19 protein-coding genes are annotated in these 14,389 nt (G+C 60.1%); 13 read left to right on the forward strand and 6 right to left on the reverse strand.

The genetic code is table 11. From position 1 onward, the window contains the following. The first annotated feature begins 122 nt into the window (after positions 1-122). From G7025_RS22170 to G7025_RS22185, 4 genes are all read left to right on the forward strand, one after another. Positions 123-374: a hypothetical protein gene (locus G7025_RS22170; protein ID WP_181081217.1), complete on the forward strand. Its 252-nt coding sequence runs from the start codon at positions 123-125 to the stop codon at positions 372-374. Between the two features lie 58 nt (positions 375-432). Then, the gene (locus G7025_RS22175; RefSeq protein WP_181081218.1) at positions 433-858 is read left to right on the forward strand and encodes a structural protein; all 426 of its coding nucleotides are present in this window, start codon (positions 433-435) and stop codon (positions 856-858) included. Beyond that, the gene (locus G7025_RS22180) at positions 855-1,373 is read left to right on the forward strand and encodes a lysis system i-spanin subunit Rz (protein WP_181081219.1); all 519 of its coding nucleotides are present in this window, start codon (positions 855-857) and stop codon (positions 1,371-1,373) included. The genes G7025_RS22175 and G7025_RS22180 overlap by 4 nt, the downstream gene beginning before the upstream one ends. A 67-nt stretch (positions 1,374-1,440) precedes the next feature. Then, the gene (locus tag G7025_RS22185) at positions 1,441-2,235 is read left to right on the forward strand and encodes a DNA adenine methylase (protein WP_181081220.1); all 795 of its coding nucleotides are present in this window, start codon (positions 1,441-1,443) and stop codon (positions 2,233-2,235) included. Here G7025_RS22185 and G7025_RS22190 read toward each other — a convergent pair. Then, entirely contained in the window at positions 2,232-2,912 is a 681-nt protein-coding gene (locus G7025_RS22190) for an SOS response-associated peptidase family protein (protein ID WP_181081221.1), read from the reverse strand. The genes G7025_RS22185 and G7025_RS22190 overlap by 4 nt on opposite strands. A gap of 101 nt (positions 2,913-3,013) precedes the next feature. Between G7025_RS22190 and G7025_RS22195 the strand changes: the two genes are divergently transcribed. The 8 genes from G7025_RS22195 (at position 3,014) to G7025_RS22230 (ending at position 10,328) form a co-directional block, all read left to right on the forward strand. Next, positions 3,014-3,439, forward strand: a complete 426-nt coding sequence (locus G7025_RS22195; RefSeq protein ID WP_181081222.1) for a LexA family protein — start codon at positions 3,014-3,016, stop codon at positions 3,437-3,439. Further along, positions 3,432-4,709, forward strand: a complete 1,278-nt coding sequence (umuC, locus tag G7025_RS22200; RefSeq protein WP_181081223.1) for a translesion error-prone DNA polymerase V subunit UmuC — start codon at positions 3,432-3,434, stop codon at positions 4,707-4,709. Before G7025_RS22195 ends, umuC begins: the two co-directional genes overlap by 8 nt. Positions 4,710-5,074: 365 nt before the next feature. Beyond that, positions 5,075-5,500 carry a hypothetical protein gene (locus G7025_RS22205; protein WP_181081224.1) on the forward strand — a complete coding sequence of 142 codons (426 nt, stop codon included), beginning with the start codon at positions 5,075-5,077 and terminating at the stop codon, positions 5,498-5,500. Between the two features lie 123 nt (positions 5,501-5,623). Next, complete coding sequence (locus G7025_RS22210; RefSeq protein WP_181081225.1) at positions 5,624-7,237, forward strand: histidine kinase famiy protein; 1,614 nt, start codon at positions 5,624-5,626, stop codon at positions 7,235-7,237. A 252-nt stretch (positions 7,238-7,489) separates the two neighbouring features. Continuing rightward, positions 7,490-8,206, forward strand: a complete 717-nt coding sequence (locus G7025_RS22215) for a DUF969 domain-containing protein (protein WP_181081226.1) — start codon at positions 7,490-7,492, stop codon at positions 8,204-8,206. Beyond that, positions 8,203-9,153, forward strand: a complete 951-nt coding sequence (locus tag G7025_RS22220; protein WP_181081227.1) for a DUF979 domain-containing protein — start codon at positions 8,203-8,205, stop codon at positions 9,151-9,153. The genes G7025_RS22215 and G7025_RS22220 overlap by 4 nt, the downstream gene beginning before the upstream one ends. A gap of 7 nt (positions 9,154-9,160) precedes the next feature. Continuing rightward, positions 9,161-9,790, forward strand: a complete 630-nt coding sequence (pcp, locus tag G7025_RS22225; RefSeq protein ID WP_181081228.1) for a pyroglutamyl-peptidase I — start codon at positions 9,161-9,163, stop codon at positions 9,788-9,790. Positions 9,791-9,869: 79 nt separating this feature from the next. Beyond that, a complete protein-coding gene (locus G7025_RS22230) occupies positions 9,870-10,328 on the forward strand; it encodes an anti-virulence regulator CigR family protein (protein ID WP_181081229.1) in 459 nt (152 codons plus the stop codon). Here the strand turns inward: G7025_RS22230 and G7025_RS22235 are convergent, their stop codons facing one another. The 3 genes from G7025_RS22235 to G7025_RS22245 are packed head-to-tail and all read right to left on the reverse strand — an operon-like array spanning position 10,329 to position 12,694. Beyond that, complete coding sequence (locus G7025_RS22235; protein WP_181081230.1) at positions 10,329-11,732, reverse strand: heavy metal sensor histidine kinase; 1,404 nt, start codon at positions 11,730-11,732, stop codon at positions 10,329-10,331. Further along, the gene (locus tag G7025_RS22240) at positions 11,729-12,400 is read right to left on the reverse strand and encodes a heavy metal response regulator transcription factor (protein ID WP_181081231.1); all 672 of its coding nucleotides are present in this window, start codon (positions 12,398-12,400) and stop codon (positions 11,729-11,731) included. Before G7025_RS22240 ends, G7025_RS22235 begins: the two co-directional genes overlap by 4 nt. Positions 12,401-12,442: 42 nt before the next feature. Further along, complete coding sequence (locus G7025_RS22245; RefSeq protein ID WP_181081232.1) at positions 12,443-12,694, reverse strand: DUF2790 domain-containing protein; 252 nt, start codon at positions 12,692-12,694, stop codon at positions 12,443-12,445. A 215-nt stretch (positions 12,695-12,909) separates the two neighbouring features. On the opposite strand from G7025_RS22245, the gene G7025_RS22250 reads away from it, so the two are divergent. Continuing rightward, positions 12,910-13,587: an HAD-IA family hydrolase gene (locus G7025_RS22250; RefSeq protein WP_181081233.1), complete on the forward strand. Its 678-nt coding sequence runs from the start codon at positions 12,910-12,912 to the stop codon at positions 13,585-13,587. 18 nt (positions 13,588-13,605) lie between these two features. Here the strand turns inward: G7025_RS22250 and G7025_RS22255 are convergent, their stop codons facing one another. Both G7025_RS22255 and G7025_RS22260 read right to left on the reverse strand, forming a co-directional pair. Continuing rightward, complete coding sequence (locus tag G7025_RS22255; protein ID WP_181081234.1) at positions 13,606-13,902, reverse strand: hypothetical protein; 297 nt, start codon at positions 13,900-13,902, stop codon at positions 13,606-13,608. Between the two features lie 96 nt (positions 13,903-13,998). Continuing rightward, the gene (locus G7025_RS22260) at positions 13,999-14,250 is read right to left on the reverse strand and encodes a hypothetical protein (RefSeq protein WP_181081235.1); all 252 of its coding nucleotides are present in this window, start codon (positions 14,248-14,250) and stop codon (positions 13,999-14,001) included. Positions 14,251-14,389: the final 139 nt, after the last annotated feature.

Below are 14,389 nucleotides of genomic sequence, written 5' to 3' on the forward strand. Positions count from 1 at the left end.
ACCCGACAGAATGGTGAGCTCATCGTCACATTGCTTCTACCGTGCGGGGCAGATGCCTCCGACGCCGCGAACTTTCCTTTCGATATTGTCAGCCCGCCTGACGGCAACGTGAGCCTGCCCCAATGAACATTGATTTCAGCAAGATGAAGACCCGCGACCAGCTGTTGGCGGAGAAGGCTCGAGCAGAGCTTGAGTTGGTGCTCAGCAATCGCCGGGCTGCCTACCTTTCCGAGTCCGATCCGTTGCGCCTGGAAGCGGACTATGACGCGTTGAGCCAGGGTAGGGCGCCTGACTACACCGCCTGGCTTGCGTCGGTTGCCGCAATCAAAGCTCGGTTCCCGCTTCCGGTGAGCGCCTCCGCCCTCGACGCTTGACCGCCCTATACACCGCCACCCGCCACTGAGCGGGTTTTTTTACGCCTGGAGAAAGCCAATGCCGACCACCGAAACCCGTGGGGTGCGCAACAACAACCCCGGCAACATCGACTACAACCCGGCCAACCAGTGGCAAGGCCAGCTCAAGCCAGACCCTGCCATCGAGAAGCGGTTTGCCAGGTTCGACAGCCCGGAGAATGGAATCCGTGCCCTCGGCAAGCTGCTGCTGACCTACCAGCGAAAGCATGGGCTCAAGACCGTCAAGGCAATCATCAGCCGGTGGGCACCGTCGGTAGAGAACGACACCGCTGCGTACGTGCGCGCGGTTGAAGCCAATACCGGCACCCGGCCTGGCGCCGAGATCGACCTGAGCCAGCCGACGGTGATGACTGGCTTCGTCAAAGCGATCATTCATCACGAGAACGCATGGTACGCATACCCCAACGCGGTTGTGGCGGAAGGCGTGCGGCGGGCGCTGGCATGACGCCGGTGCAGAAACTGGTCGGTTTGTTGGGGCTGGTACTGGTGTTGATGGCCGGCGCCGCGGGCGTGACCTGGCAGGTGCAGGACTGGCGGATGGGTAAGAAGCTGGCCGAACAGGCCGGCCTGCATCAGGGCGACATGGCCAGGATCAGCATGGCCGCTGCCGCCCAGGCCCGCGCGGAGCAGGAGAAGCGCCTGGCCACCGAGCAACAGATCGCCGTCCAGGACCAACAACACACCAAGGAATTGACCGATGCCCAACGTATTCAGGCTGCTCTGCGCGATCGCCTTGCCACTGCTGATGTGCGGCTGTCAGTCCTTGTCGACGCAGCGGATACAGCCAGTGGATACAACATGCCTACCGCCGCCGGCGCCGTCGGCGTGGTTCATGCAACCCGTCGAGCCCAACTTGACCCAGCGCATGCTCAACGAATTATCGCCATCACCGATGCCGGCGACCAAGGATTGATCGCGCTGCGGGCGTGCCAGGCGTATGTCAGGGCCATTGCGCCCTGACCTACATTCCCGGTCGCAAAAATTAACATGACCCCAATAAACACCCACTTTGCAAAGGATTGCAAAAATGACAAACCCAATCGTTCCATGGATGGGCGGCAAGCGTCGCTTGGCTGATCGCCTTATTCCTCTGTTCCCACCGCACGAATGCTACGTTGAAGTGTTTGCTGGTGGTGCTGCGCTTTACTTCATGCGCCCTCAGGCCGCCCCGGTCGAAGTTCTCAACGATATCAATGGCGACCTGGTGACGTTGTACCGGGTGGTGCAGAACCACATGGAGGAGTTCGTACGCCAATTCAAATGGGCCCTGAGCTCGCGCCAAGTGTTTGAGTGGCAGAAGATGACCCGACCGGAAACCCTCACCGATATCCAGCGAGCTGCCCGTTTTTTCTACCTGCAGCACCATGCCTTCGCCGGGAAGGTCAGCGGCCAGACCTTCGGCACTGCCACTACGGGCCCCGCTATTAATCTGTTGCGGATCGAAGAGAACCTTTCCGCAGCCTGGCAGCGCCTCTCCGGAACCTATGTCGAAAACTTAGGATGGCTCGAATGCGCCGAGCGCTACGACCGGCCCCACACCTTCCACTACATGGACCCACCTTACTGGCAGACCGCGGGCTACGGGGTGGACTTTCCGTTCGAAAACTATGAGCGAATGGCCGACTTCATGCGCCGCTGCAAAGGCAAGGTCATGGTGAGTATTAACGACCATCCTGATATTCGGCGGGTATTTGAAGGGTTTCACTTTGAAACGCTGGAAATCCGCTACAGCACCGCCAATCAGCGCCAGGGAAAAGCCGAGGTCAGCGGCGAGCTTGTGATCATGAATTGGAAACCCTCCGACCTCGGCGGGCTGTTCTAGGGTGCAGGCTGTATCAGGTTGGGCCCCTTGTTCCGGACGTTTCCCACGGCCGTATCGACCTTGAACCATTCGAAGGCCTCGGCTGGCTCGCCCTGGTGCAGCACCATCTGCTCGGCGCGTTCCTTGGGCGTGGCAGGGTCCAACCATTCACGGGCCAGTTCAGGATTCAGCACCACGGGCCGCCGGTCATGGATGTCAACCATGCCGCCGGCGCTGTCGGCAGTGATGATCACAAAGCCATCGTGCTCACCTGGGCCTTCGTCAGCGTTGGGCAGCTGGCCGATAGCTGCGCAGTAGATCGGCGCGCCGTCGCGCCGGCGGATCAGGTAGGGCTGCTTCTTCGGGCCGCCTTCATCGACCCATTCAAACCAGTTATTGATCGGTGTGATTGCCCGGTGCGGCCAGATCGCCCGGAAGAACGGGCCGTGGGCCACCTTCTCGACACGAGCGTTGATCGGCGCCGCACGGTCCTTGGCCCAATGCGGTCGCCATCCCCAGCGCACCGGATCAGCCAGCAGCAATTCGCCTTGTACGTGGAGCAGGGCAACCTGGGTGGTGGGCGCGACGTTGTATCGTTCCAGTGGCAGCTCGCCAACTGAGTTGACCATGGCGTTCGGCATGCTCAGGGCCGCGACGAAGTCATGAATGCCGCTGTATTGAGACAGTCTCCCGCACATACGCAAATCTCCGTCTGTCGAAATTACCTACAGAAAAATTGACCGCAAGCCGGGCGCAAAGTTAACTGTACATTCGTACAGTATTTGTAAAAGGCTGCGCCATGAGCTTTTCCATTTTAGGTCCTATTGCCGAGGGCGGCACGAAGCTGCCTTACTGCTCGTTTCGTGTCCCAGCGGGATTTCCCTCGCCAGCAGCTGACCATATAGAGCAGCACATCTCACTGGATGAGGTTTTAAACATCAGGGCGCCGCACGTCTATCTGATCGCCATTACCGGTGAGAGCATGCAGGGTGCAGGTATTTTCGAGGGAGACTTGGCAGTTGTGGATCGGTCTATTGAGCCGGCCCACGGGCATGTGGTGGTGGCCCTGCTGAACAATGACCCCATCTGCAAGCGACTGTGCAAGCGCGGTAAAGAAGTGATTCTTTTATCGGAGAATCCGAAATACCCGGCGCGGTACATTTTAGAGGGGGACGAGCTGTCGATCTGGGGCGTTATCACCAGCACCGTGCGCAGCCATGTCTAAGTCGACCCCGGTATTTGCCCTGATCGACTGCAACAGCTTCTATGCCAGCTGCGAGCGCGTGTTTCGCCCGGATCTGGCCAAGGTGCCCATCGTCGTCCTCAGCAATAACGACGGCTGCGTTATCGCCAGGAGCTACGACGCAAAGCCTTTCATCAAAATGGGCGAACCGTACTTCCAGATCAAGCATAAGCTCAAGCAGCACGGAATAGTGCCGTTCTCGTCCAACTATGCGCTCTACGGCGACATAAGCGAGCGAGTCATGACGCTGATCGAGAGCATGGTGCCCGCTGTGGAGATCTACAGCATTGACGAAGCCTTCGCCGATCTGACCGGTATCGAAGGTCTGGATGCTCTGGGACGCCAAATTCGCGCACGCGTTCTGCAGTGCACCGGCATCCCGGTCGGCGTTGGAATCGCCAGCACGAAGACCCTGGCCAAGCTGGCAAACCACACGGCGAAACGCCTGCAAGCCCAGACTGGCGGTGTAGTGAACATCACCGACCCCGTCAAGCGTGACTGGGTGTTGCGCAATACAGACGTTTGCGAGGTGTGGGGTGTCGGGCGGAAGATGAAACTCCACCTCGACGCAATTGGAATCAAGACCGCGATGGACTTGGCCAAGGCTGATCCGTGGACACTTCGAAAGAAATTCAGCGTAGTGATCGAAAAGACGGCGCGTGAGCTTGCCGGCACTTCATGCCTGGAGCTTGATGAGCCCGATCCGCCAAAGCAGGAAATCTGCTGTAGCCGGATGTTCGGAAAGAGGCTGACTGAGTTGGCCCCAATCAAGGAAGCCGTGGCCACCTACATGATGCGGGCCTCGGAAAAGCTGCGCGCACAGAGCTCTCTGTGCAAAAAGATCCGTGTCTGCATCCGCACCGGGATGTTCAACCCGGAGGAAGCGAAGTATGCCAATGGCGTGGTGTTGGATATGCCGTTTCCCACCGACGACGTGCGATTGCTAACCAAGGCGGCGGTGGACGCCCTGGATCGAATTTTTCGACCAGGCTTCAAGTACAGCAAGGCTGAGGTAATGTTGCTTAACCTGTGCCAGCCAGGCGAATACACGGATGATCTATTCGCCGTGTCACAGCCGGCCGAAGCCACCAGAGTGATGACCGTGCTGGACCAGATCAACGAACGGTGGGGAAGGGGAACGCTGCGGTCGGCCAGTGTGCCGACGAATCCTGACTGGGGGATGCGGCGTGAAATGATGAGCCAGAGCTATACGACAAGGCTTGATCAGCTGTGGTCCGTCGCGTGTAAATGAAGGGATGGTGTTCGGTAGGCAGGTCGTCGGGGAGGGTGATGCTGTAGCAATATCCAACGCTAAGTTGTTGATTCTTATAGGGCGTATGGTGCGTTTTGGATACATAGAAAAATGGTATGTTTTCCTTTTGCATCAGATACTTGCATGGGTTTCGGGGTCACCTTGACATGGTGGGGGTCGTTGGTTCGAGTCCAATCGCGCCTACCAAACAAAATCCGCTCTGCTGGGCGGTTTAGAAGGGCTCACCGAAAGGTGGGCCCTTTTTTGTTGCCCTGGATTTACTTCAACGCAGATCGACGCCCAGACTAAAGTGCTGGGTAGACCAGCCGATAACGTGAGCACTATCTCGTTATTGGATACTCGACATGCTTACCAACGTTGGTAATTCCACCTCCGTAGTCGTCCCGCAGACCACGTCCATCACCAGCGAGACGACCAAGAACGAAAGCACCGGCGCCTTGACTATCCGCATGGATCCCAGCGCCAAGGGCGCCGCTGCCGCAGGCGGCGCGGACCAGGCTTCATCCGGCCCGCAGGAGTCCGACCGGGTCAAGGAATTGAAGAAACAGATCGAGCAGTTGCAAGAGCAGCTTCTGGAGGCGCAGCAGGCGTTGCAGAGAGCTCAGGCCAGTAAACAGAGTGAAGAGGCCAAGGCCGTGGCTGTCGCAGCGGCTCAGTCGCAGATTACGACCATCAGCGCGGCGTTGCAGACGGTCACTGGGGCTCTATTGCAGGCGGTCATGGATGAAAGCGGCAGCGGGAAGGGCTCGATGGTCAGCACCACCGCTTGAGCCGAGCGCAAAGCAGTGAGGTAGCAACGGAGCCACGGGGGCGCCAAACTATTTTTTAATTCCGGTTGTCTATGAGGCAGGAAGTCCGTTTTCTCCTCTATCAAGCCGACAGGATCGACCCCCGTGACTCATCAACCCAAAGACCTCCACACCCGCGTGGATAACTCTGAAACCGGTGATATCACATCGGCGGGTAAGAACATTTTCTTCGCCGCCGTCGGCACCACCCGCATGCCTATGATCGTCACTGACCCCAATCGCGAAGATAACCCGATCATATTCGCCAACCAGGCGTTCCTGGACATGACGGGTTATAGCACCGACGAGATTTACGGGCGCAACTGCCGCTTTCTGCAAGGCCCGGACACCGATCGCGAGGTCGTCGCGCAGATCAAGCAATCCATCAACGAAGAAGAAGATATTTCGGTCGAGTTGCTCAACTATCGCAAAGACGGTTCGACGTTCTGGAATGCTTTGTTCGTTTCGCCGGTGTACAACGAATCCAATCAATTGATGTACTTCTTCGCTTCGCAGCTGGACGTCAGTCGTCGCCGCGACGCGGAAGATGCTTTGCGCCAGGCGCAGAAAATGGAGGCGCTGGGCCAGCTCACCGGCGGTATCGCCCACGACTTCAACAACCTGTTGCAGGTCATCGGCGGCTACGTGGAGATGGTTGACCGTGCCGTGCGCAAGCCGGTGCTGGACGAAGGCCGGGTGATTCGCAGCCTGAGCATGACCAAAGGCGCGGTGGAGAAAGCCTCCACGCTAACCCAGCAACTGCTGGCGTTTTCCCGCAAGCAAAAGCTGCAGGGACGAGTGATCAACCTTAATCATTTTGTCGATTTGGCCAGGCGCTCCGCGGAGCGGGTCATGGGCGACAACATTGATTTTCGTACCGACCTGCAAACCGACCTATGGAACTGCCGCATCGATCCGACCCAGGTCGAGCTGGCGATTCTCAACATTGTGATCAATGCGCGTGACGCGCTGGTGGACCGTGATCAGCCGGCACTGGCCATCGAAACGCGTAACATCCAAGTGCGTGAACTGAGCTCCATGTCCTACGACGGCTTGATGCCGGGCCGCTATGTCAGCATGGCCCTCACGGACAACGGCTGCGGCATGTCCGAGAGTATTCTTACGCGCGTCATGGACCCGTTTTTCACGACCAAGGATGAAGGCAAGGGCACCGGGCTGGGTTTGTCGATGGTGTACGGGTTTGCCAAGCAGTCCGGCGGCGCAGTGCGGATTTATTCCGAGGAGGGCCTGGGCACCACGGTGCGCCTGTATTTTCCGGCCGACGAAGCCGGCGTGTCGCCCCATGAAGAGCCCAAGGTGTCGGAAGCACGCAGCGGTTCGGAACGCATCCTGATCGTCGAGGACCGCCCGGATGTCGCTGAGCTGGCGCGCATGGTGCTGGAAGACTACGGCTACCACACCACCATCGCCTACGGCGCTGCGGAGGCGTTGGAGGTGCTGGCCAGGGAGGAGCGCTACGACTTGCTGTTCTCCGACGTGATCATGCCCGGCGGCATGAACGGCGTGATGCTGGCGCGAGAGGTCTGCCAGTTGTACCCCGATATGAAAATCCTGTTGACCACCGGCTATGCGGAAAACGCCATCGAACGTACCGACCTGGGCGGCGCGGAGTTCGAAGTGATCTCCAAGCCCTGCTTGCCCAACGTGCTGGCCAAGAAGGTCAGGTACGTGCTCGATGGCCCCAATGGCGTGAGCTGACCCTGGTGTAGGGGGCGCTGCCGCCGGCGCGCCCCATCGCCTTCGATACCCACAAAATTTATTGGATCGCAGCAACAATTTTTCTTGTTGGACACCCCCGCCCCCAGGCAGCAAAGTTGCCGCCACTGACGCTCGACCTTCCGGGTCAACAATAAAAAACCGAGCCGACTGCACGCCACCTCTTGCTGTGAACGCCTTGTTCACATCCTGCTGTAATGGCGCCGCAGCGCGCATTTAAAGGACCTCATCGTCATGCAGACTGTTGTGAACCTATGGCCGTTGATCGGCGTACTTGTCATCGTGGTTGGCTTTGTCTTGCGCTTCAATCCGCTGCTGGTAGTGACCGCCGCTGCCATCGCCACGGGGCTTGCGGCCCACTTTCCCCTGGAAAAAATCCTCGCCACCATGGGCGATGGTTTCCTTCAGACCCGTGCCCTGCAATTGATTCTATTGTTACCGCTGGCAGTTATCGGCCTGCTGGAGCGCCACGGGCTGCGTTTGCATGCGCAGAACTGGATAGCACGGTTCCAGCGCGCCACGGTCGGGCGCCTGTTGATCATCTATCTGTTCGTGCGCGAATCCACCGCGGCCATGGGCTTGACCAGCCTGGGCGGGCATCCGCAAATGGTGCGCCCGCTGCTGGCGCCGATGGCCGAAGGCGCGGCTGAAAAACGCTACGGCAAACTGCCGGACAAGGTGCGCCATAAAGTGCTCGCCATGTGTGCGGCGACGGACAATGTCGGGCTGTTTTTTGGTGAAGACATCTTCGTCGCCTTTGGCGCCATCGCGCTGATGCACACGTTCCTGCTGGGCTCGGGGATCGATGTGGAGCCGTTGCACATTGCGGTGTGGGGCATTCCTACGGCGATCTGTGCATTTATCGTGCATGCGATCCGGCTGCACCGCTTCGATCGACGGCTCACCCGTGAGCTGACGCCCACCGCGACGGCCGTGGAGGCGGAGCAATGATTATTTCGATTCAATACCTGTACTGGCTGGCCGGGGTCTTGCTGTTGATCACCGCAGGCATGATTGTGCTGGACCACAGCCACCCCAAGCGCTGGTCCAGCGCGCTCTTCTGGCTGCTGTTCGCGATTCCGTTCCTGGTAGGCGAGCGGCTGCCATCGGTGGTGGTCGGTGCCGGCGTGGTGGTGATGGCGTTGATCGCAGGTTTCGGCGGCGTGGGGCGTGGCACGCATGCGCAGTTGCACGACAAGGCCAGCCGCGCGAGTGCCGGTCGCCTGGGGCACAAGTTGTTTATCCCCGCGTTGGCCATCCCCCTGACCACGGTGATCGGCTCGGTCCTGCTCAAGCACGCCGAGATCGGCGGCGTGCCGTTGCTGGACCCGAAGAACACGACCTTTGTTTCCCTCGGTATCGGCTGTTTGATCGCCCTCGGCCTGGCGTGCTGGCTGACACGCGATACGCCGGTGCAAGCCCTGCGCGAGTCGCGGCGCCTGACCGAAGCCTTGGGCTGGGCCATGGTGCTGCCGCAGATGCTGGCAATGCTCGGCCTGTTGTTCAACGAGGCCGGTGTGGGCACGGCGGTCGCCCATGTCACTACCACCTATATCAACCTGGATTTCAAGTTGGTGGCGGTGATGGTCTACGTGTTGGGCATGGCATTGTTCACGGTGATCATGGGTAACGGCTTCGCCGCGTTCCCGGTGATGACCGGCGGCGTCGGTGTGCCGGTGCTGGTGGGGGTGTACGGCGGCAACCCGGCGGTCATGGCGGCCATCGGCATGTTCTCCGGCTATTGCGGTACGCTGATTACCCCGATGGCCGCCAACTTCAATATCGTCCCTGCGGCCTTGCTGGAACTGCCGGACAAGAACGCGGTGATCAAAGCGCAACTGCCGACTGCCTTGATGATGCTGGTGGTCAATATCGTCCTGCTTTATCTGTTGATGTGAGGCCACTATGCACACTGTGCTGCTGACGGGGTTTGAACCCTTTGATCAAGACCCGGTGAACCCGTCCTGGGAAGCGGTGCGCCAGTTGGACGGTGTGTTGCTGAGCGACGATGTGCGCATTGTGGCGCGTCGGCTGCCTTGCGCATTTGCCACGGCGCCGGCGTGCCTCATGCAGATGCTCGACGAACTGCGTCCGGCGATGGTTATCGCCACGGGACTGGGGCCTGGGCGCAGCGATATCTCTATTGAACGGGTGGCGATCAATCTCAACGATGCGCGTATCCCGGATAATCTCGGCGCCCAACCGATCGACACCGCCGTGGTAGTGGATGGCCCGGCGGCCTATTTCACCACGTTGCCGATCAAGGCGATGGTGCGGGCAGTGCGCGAGGCGGGCATGGCTGCTTCGGTGTCGCACACCGCGGGCACGTTCGTTTGCAATCAGGTGTTTTATCACTTGCAGCACAAGCTCGCCGGCTCGGCGGTGCGCAGTGGGTTTATTCATGTACCGCGCTTGCCAGGAGCAAGCGAGCCGTTCATGCCGCTGTCGAGCATGGTTGAAGGGCTGCGTGTGGCAGTGACGGCGGCCTGGCAGACCTCGGTGGATGTGCTGGAGGCGGGCGGTCAGGTGAGCTGATCGCAGCGCACCGGTTGCAGTGCGCCACGGGCTGATATCGACTACAGTTCAGGAACCTTCCTGTCTCGGAAAACCTGCCATGACCAACTCTTCTAAAGGCGTGTCCGTCGTGCTGGCGCTTGCTTTGTTTGCCGGCAGCGGCCTGGCGTTGGCCGATCCCGGCAATGGCCACGGAAACGGCAAGGGCGGCGGCAACGGAAAAGGCAACAATCCCGGTGGGCAGGGGTATGACCAGCCCAAGGGCAAAGGCGCGTCGGGCGGTCACGGCCCCAGCGTTGATCGCAGCGGGGTGTTGAACGTGCTGGGAGGCTATCGCGATTACTGGCGCCCAGGCCCTGCTTTGCCGCCGGGTATTCAGAAGAACCTGGCGCGCGGCAAACCGCTGCCGCCGGGTATCGCGAAAAAACTCGATGGCCGTTTACTCGGCCAGTTGCCGCATTACGATGGCTACGAATGGCAGCAGGCGGGGACTGACTTGATCCTGGTGGCCATTGCCTCGGGCATCATCTACGAAGTCCTCAATGGCGCGTTCAACTGATCAGGCGTCTTCCCGTTTGGGGAAAAACAGCTCGAAACACGTCACGCCGTCCTGGCTGCTGACGCTGTAGCGACCATTGTGCAGTTGCATGATGGTCGCCACGATCGACAGACCCAACCCATTGGAATGAGCCGAACGTTCCCGCGACTCGTCCACGCGGTAAAACCGTTCGAACAGCCTCGGCAGGTGTTCGGCCGCAATCGTCTCGCCGTGATTGCTGACCCGCAGCTTGAGCCCTGCAGTCGTGGCAATTGCCTCGATACGCAAGTCTGAATGGGCCGCCCCATACTTGATTGCATTGGCACACAGGTTCGCCAGGGCGCGCCGCAGCAACATGGGTTCAGCCCATATCTCGCCTTCGCCTTCCACCAGAATGCGCATTCCTCGGTCGCTCGCCAGCCCCTCGAAATAGTCCGCGATGCGTTCTACTTCGTCCGCAGCGCTGAGTGCCTGGCGTTGGCGCAGGGCGCAGGCCGGGTCGGTACGGGCGAGGAACAGCATGTTGTCGAGCATCCGCGACAGGCGTTCAAGTTCTTCGACATTCGAGGCCAGCAGTTGCTGATAACTGTCCACGCTGCGTTGCTGGTGCAGGGCGACCTGGGTTTCCCCCAGCAAATTGTTGATCGGCGTACGCAGTTCGTGGGCCATGTCGGTCGACACCTGGCTCAATTGCGTAAAGCCCTTCGCCAGGCGTTCAAGCATGGTGTTGAAGGCGTCGATCATCGGCAGCAGTTCTTTGGGCGCGCCATGGCTGTCCAGGCGTTCGGCCAGGTTGCCGACACCGATGCCCTGGGCATGCCGTGCCAAGCGTCGCAACGGCAGCAGGCCGCGATGCACCAGCAGGTACCCGGCCAGCGCCAGGACCAGTGCGGCGATGCCCGCCAGGATATAAACACTCAGCCGATAGCTGGCGAGCACGGCGGTGCGCTCGGTCATCAGGCGCCCGCTGGTAACCTGCAGGCTGCCCAGGTCGCCGGAGTCGATAGAGGCGGCGAGGGTGGCGAACGGCACGCCGTTGACACCGGGCAGATGGTGCACGTCGGCAAGGTCCAGGACGTGGCCTTTGGGGACGGGGCTGACTGTCGGTAAGTCGATATTGGCGGGGTTTACCAGCAGCAGCGGTTTCTGACCGGGCGCGGCGATGCTCAACACCGATTCGCGATTGCCCAGCATGTTCTGGAACAGTTCCGGTTTAGTCTTGATCAGTTCCAGGGTGTTGCTGTCGTTGAGCAGGTTGCGCAGTTGGTCTACCCGCGATATCAGCGCGGCATCGTCGCGGCGGATCAACTCGCGCTCCAGTTCGCGGTACAGCGCCACGCCCAGCGTGGCCAGCAGGGCAAACGCGAGCAGGGCGAATACCAGGGCCAGGCGCAGCGTCAGCGAATAATGGCGGCGAGCAATCATGGCTGAGTATCGAAGCGGTAGCCGATGCCGCGCACGCTGTGGATCAGCTTGAGCGGGAACGGGTCATCGATTTTCAGGCGCAGGCGGCGCACCGCGACATCCACCACATTGGTGTCGCTGTCGAAGTTCATGTCCCATACCCGCGAGGCGATCAGCGAGCGCGAGAGCACCTGGCCCTGGTGCGTGGCAAACAGGTGCAACAGGGCGAACTCCTTATTGGTCAGGGTGATGCGTGTGCCGTCGCGAGTGACACGGCGCTTGAGCACTTCGATGTGCAGGTCGGCGATCTGCAACTGATCTTCTTCTCGGATCGGGCCGCGCCGGGTCAGGGTACGCAGGCGGGCCACCAGCTCGGCAAAGGAAAACGGCTTGATCAGGTAATCGTCCGCACCCAGTTCCAGGCCCTTGATGCGGTCGGCAATATCGTCACGGGCCGTCAGGAAAAGTACCGGTGTATCGGTCTCCTTGCGCAGGCGGCGCAGCACTTCCCAGCCGTCCATTTTCGGCATCATCACATCCAGGACGATGACGTCGAACGGCGTTTCCAGCGCCTGATGCAAGCCGTCCACGCCATCACGCGCAAGGCTGACGCAATAGCCCAGTTCCTGGAGGCCATTGAGCAGGTAATTGCCGGCCTTGGGTTCGTCTTCTACAACAAGGATGTTCATGGGAAGGGCTCGGGTTCAATGCGTCGCGCCAGTGTAATCCGATCAATTGTCATTGGGGCAACCGATGGCCAGGACTCGATAGTCCAGCACATGTTCGCGACCCTGATGATCCAGATAGCGCAGTTGCGCCGGGACCACCCCGCATTGCCCGTAGGTATCGGTGCTCGACAATACTTTGGCGACATCCAGGTTCACGTAGAAACCGGTCGTATCGTGAATCACGGAGGTGTTGTCGGCTGCGAAGACCGAGGTGGTGATAAACAGGGCGGCGGCGCCAAGCATAAACAGTTTCATAAAGACTCTCTCAGAAGGATGGGTGCCGGACCGTGGCAGTGCGCTCACGGTAACCAGGCGGCCCAAACAGCCGGCCAACAGGATGATGACAAGTTCGTCATAAAACCTCGCATCCCGCCGGCCTTGGTCCGGGCACCGATGACGTTTACAAGCCATCGGTTCATCCGTAGATTGCGACGCTCGATGATTGTTACAGCCCATGAGGAACTCACGCCGTGTCCACCCCAGGTTCAAGCGTATTTGCCCGTCCTTACCGTGCCTTTCTATTCGATATGGATGGCACGCTGCTCAACTCCATTGCCGCCGCCGAGCGTGTGTGGAGTTTGTGGGCCGAGCGCCACGGGTTGGACGTGGCGGCGTTCTTGACCACCATTCACGGCGCTCGCGCGATCGACACCATCACGCGCCAAGCCTTGCCCGGCGTCGATCCGGAGGCTGAAGCGCAATGGATTACCGACGCCGAGATCAATGATGTGCGCGGCGTGGTGCCGATTGCCGGTGCCGGGGCGTTTCTGGCCGGCGTGCCTGCCGATCAATGGGCGTTGGTGACGTCGGCACCCAGGGAGCTGGCGTTGCGCCGGCTGCAAGCGGCGGGCATTACACCGCCGACGGTGATGGTGACGGCAGAGGATGTTGCGCTGGGTAAGCCTGATCCAGCCTGTTATGTGCTGGGGGCGCAGCGTTTGGGCGTTCCGGTTCAAGATTGCCTGGTGTTCGAGGATGCGACAGTGGGTATTCGTGCCGGTGAGGCGGCGGGGGCGGATGTGATGGTGGTGACGTCGACGCACCTCCAACCGATGGAGACGTCGCATCCAACGATCGATGGGTATGGCAAGTTACAGGTCCGATGCAGCGCTGACGGGCTGCTGACGTTGGTCCACAAGGCGGGTTGAAGCAAAAGGACCAACGGCCTAGCGGTCTTGGCCTTCCTGCCAGGCGGCCCGAGCAGCCGGTGCATGCCTGCGTTCGCTGCGCATGCCGCGTCGTGACAGCACCATCTCGCGCAGAATTTCGTTGGCAAGCCGGGCAATCGCTTCGGCGCCGCGATAGTGCGAGCGTACGATTCCGGTGATAGCGAAGTGGTCGGTCTCCGGGCCACTGAGTACCACGGATAATGTGCCGTCAGTATGCAGGGTGCAGGTGACCGAATAGCTGGGCAGGCGGGCTGCCAGGGCGGATTCGATTTCGGATCGACTGAGGCTATCCATCGGCTTCAAAGCCCTTACTGACGTATCAAACACACCAAGCATAAGGACTGCTGCGGCGCTGTAAATACCGGCAATCTGCTAGCCAGTTGGCGACCGTCAGCGCGCAGGTTTTCCAGCGCTTCGTCGACACAGTCGATGGTGCACGGTTTTCTGGATGGGCTTGAGGCAAAACATGAAAAGATAGCCGCACAGCAGCAGCGTCAGGTCCAGCGCCGGGTGTTGATCGGCGGGGTCGCTGCCGGCGATTTCAAACCGCAGCGCAAGTTCCAGGCCCACGAAGGCCAGACCGATCAGCAGAGCGATCAGCCAGGATCTGGAGAAAAATGGCGCCGCGGTGCGAGGCCTCATCAACGCGCTCCTGAGTGGACACGGATGGTGGATGTCAGTCAGCAGTTTCGGCTGTCAATAACGCAACAAGTTCCAGGCCGTGGGACAGTTTCATCTTGTTGTGCGATAGAAGGGGACGGCGATGTCGGCTACGCCCGAG

This window comes from Pseudomonas lurida, from assembly GCF_013522705.1.
GTDB classification, from domain to species: Bacteria; Pseudomonadota; Gammaproteobacteria; order Pseudomonadales; family Pseudomonadaceae; genus Aquipseudomonas; species Aquipseudomonas quebecensis.

Coding starts and splice junctions, on each gene's coding strand:
- G7025_RS22215 (WP_181081226.1), top strand. CDS start 7,490: ATGCAGACTGTTGTGAACCTATGGCCGTTGATCGGCGTACTTGTCATC.
- G7025_RS22195 (WP_181081222.1), top strand. CDS start 3,014: ATGAGCTTTTCCATTTTAGGTCCTATTGCCGAGGGCGGCACGAAGCTG.
- G7025_RS22220 (WP_181081227.1), top strand. CDS start 8,203: ATGATTATTTCGATTCAATACCTGTACTGGCTGGCCGGGGTCTTGCTG.
- G7025_RS22260 (WP_181081235.1), bottom strand. CDS start 14,250: ATGAGGCCTCGCACCGCGGCGCCATTTTTCTCCAGATCCTGGCTGATC.
- G7025_RS22230 (WP_181081229.1), top strand. CDS start 9,870: ATGACCAACTCTTCTAAAGGCGTGTCCGTCGTGCTGGCGCTTGCTTTG.
- pcp (WP_181081228.1), top strand. CDS start 9,161: ATGCACACTGTGCTGCTGACGGGGTTTGAACCCTTTGATCAAGACCCG.
- G7025_RS22175 (WP_181081218.1), top strand. CDS start 433: ATGCCGACCACCGAAACCCGTGGGGTGCGCAACAACAACCCCGGCAAC.
- G7025_RS22170 (WP_181081217.1), top strand. CDS start 123: ATGAACATTGATTTCAGCAAGATGAAGACCCGCGACCAGCTGTTGGCG.
- G7025_RS22190 (WP_181081221.1), bottom strand. CDS start 2,912: ATGTGCGGGAGACTGTCTCAATACAGCGGCATTCATGACTTCGTCGCG.
- umuC (WP_181081223.1), top strand. CDS start 3,432: ATGTCTAAGTCGACCCCGGTATTTGCCCTGATCGACTGCAACAGCTTC.
- G7025_RS22255 (WP_181081234.1), bottom strand. CDS start 13,902: ATGGATAGCCTCAGTCGATCCGAAATCGAATCCGCCCTGGCAGCCCGC.
- G7025_RS22180 (WP_181081219.1), top strand. CDS start 855: ATGACGCCGGTGCAGAAACTGGTCGGTTTGTTGGGGCTGGTACTGGTG.
- G7025_RS22185 (WP_181081220.1), top strand. CDS start 1,441: ATGACAAACCCAATCGTTCCATGGATGGGCGGCAAGCGTCGCTTGGCT.
- G7025_RS22235 (WP_181081230.1), bottom strand. CDS start 11,732: ATGATTGCTCGCCGCCATTATTCGCTGACGCTGCGCCTGGCCCTGGTA.
- G7025_RS22245 (WP_181081232.1), bottom strand. CDS start 12,694: ATGAAACTGTTTATGCTTGGCGCCGCCGCCCTGTTTATCACCACCTCG.
- G7025_RS22240 (WP_181081231.1), bottom strand. CDS start 12,400: ATGAACATCCTTGTTGTAGAAGACGAACCCAAGGCCGGCAATTACCTG.
- G7025_RS22205 (WP_181081224.1), top strand. CDS start 5,075: ATGCTTACCAACGTTGGTAATTCCACCTCCGTAGTCGTCCCGCAGACC.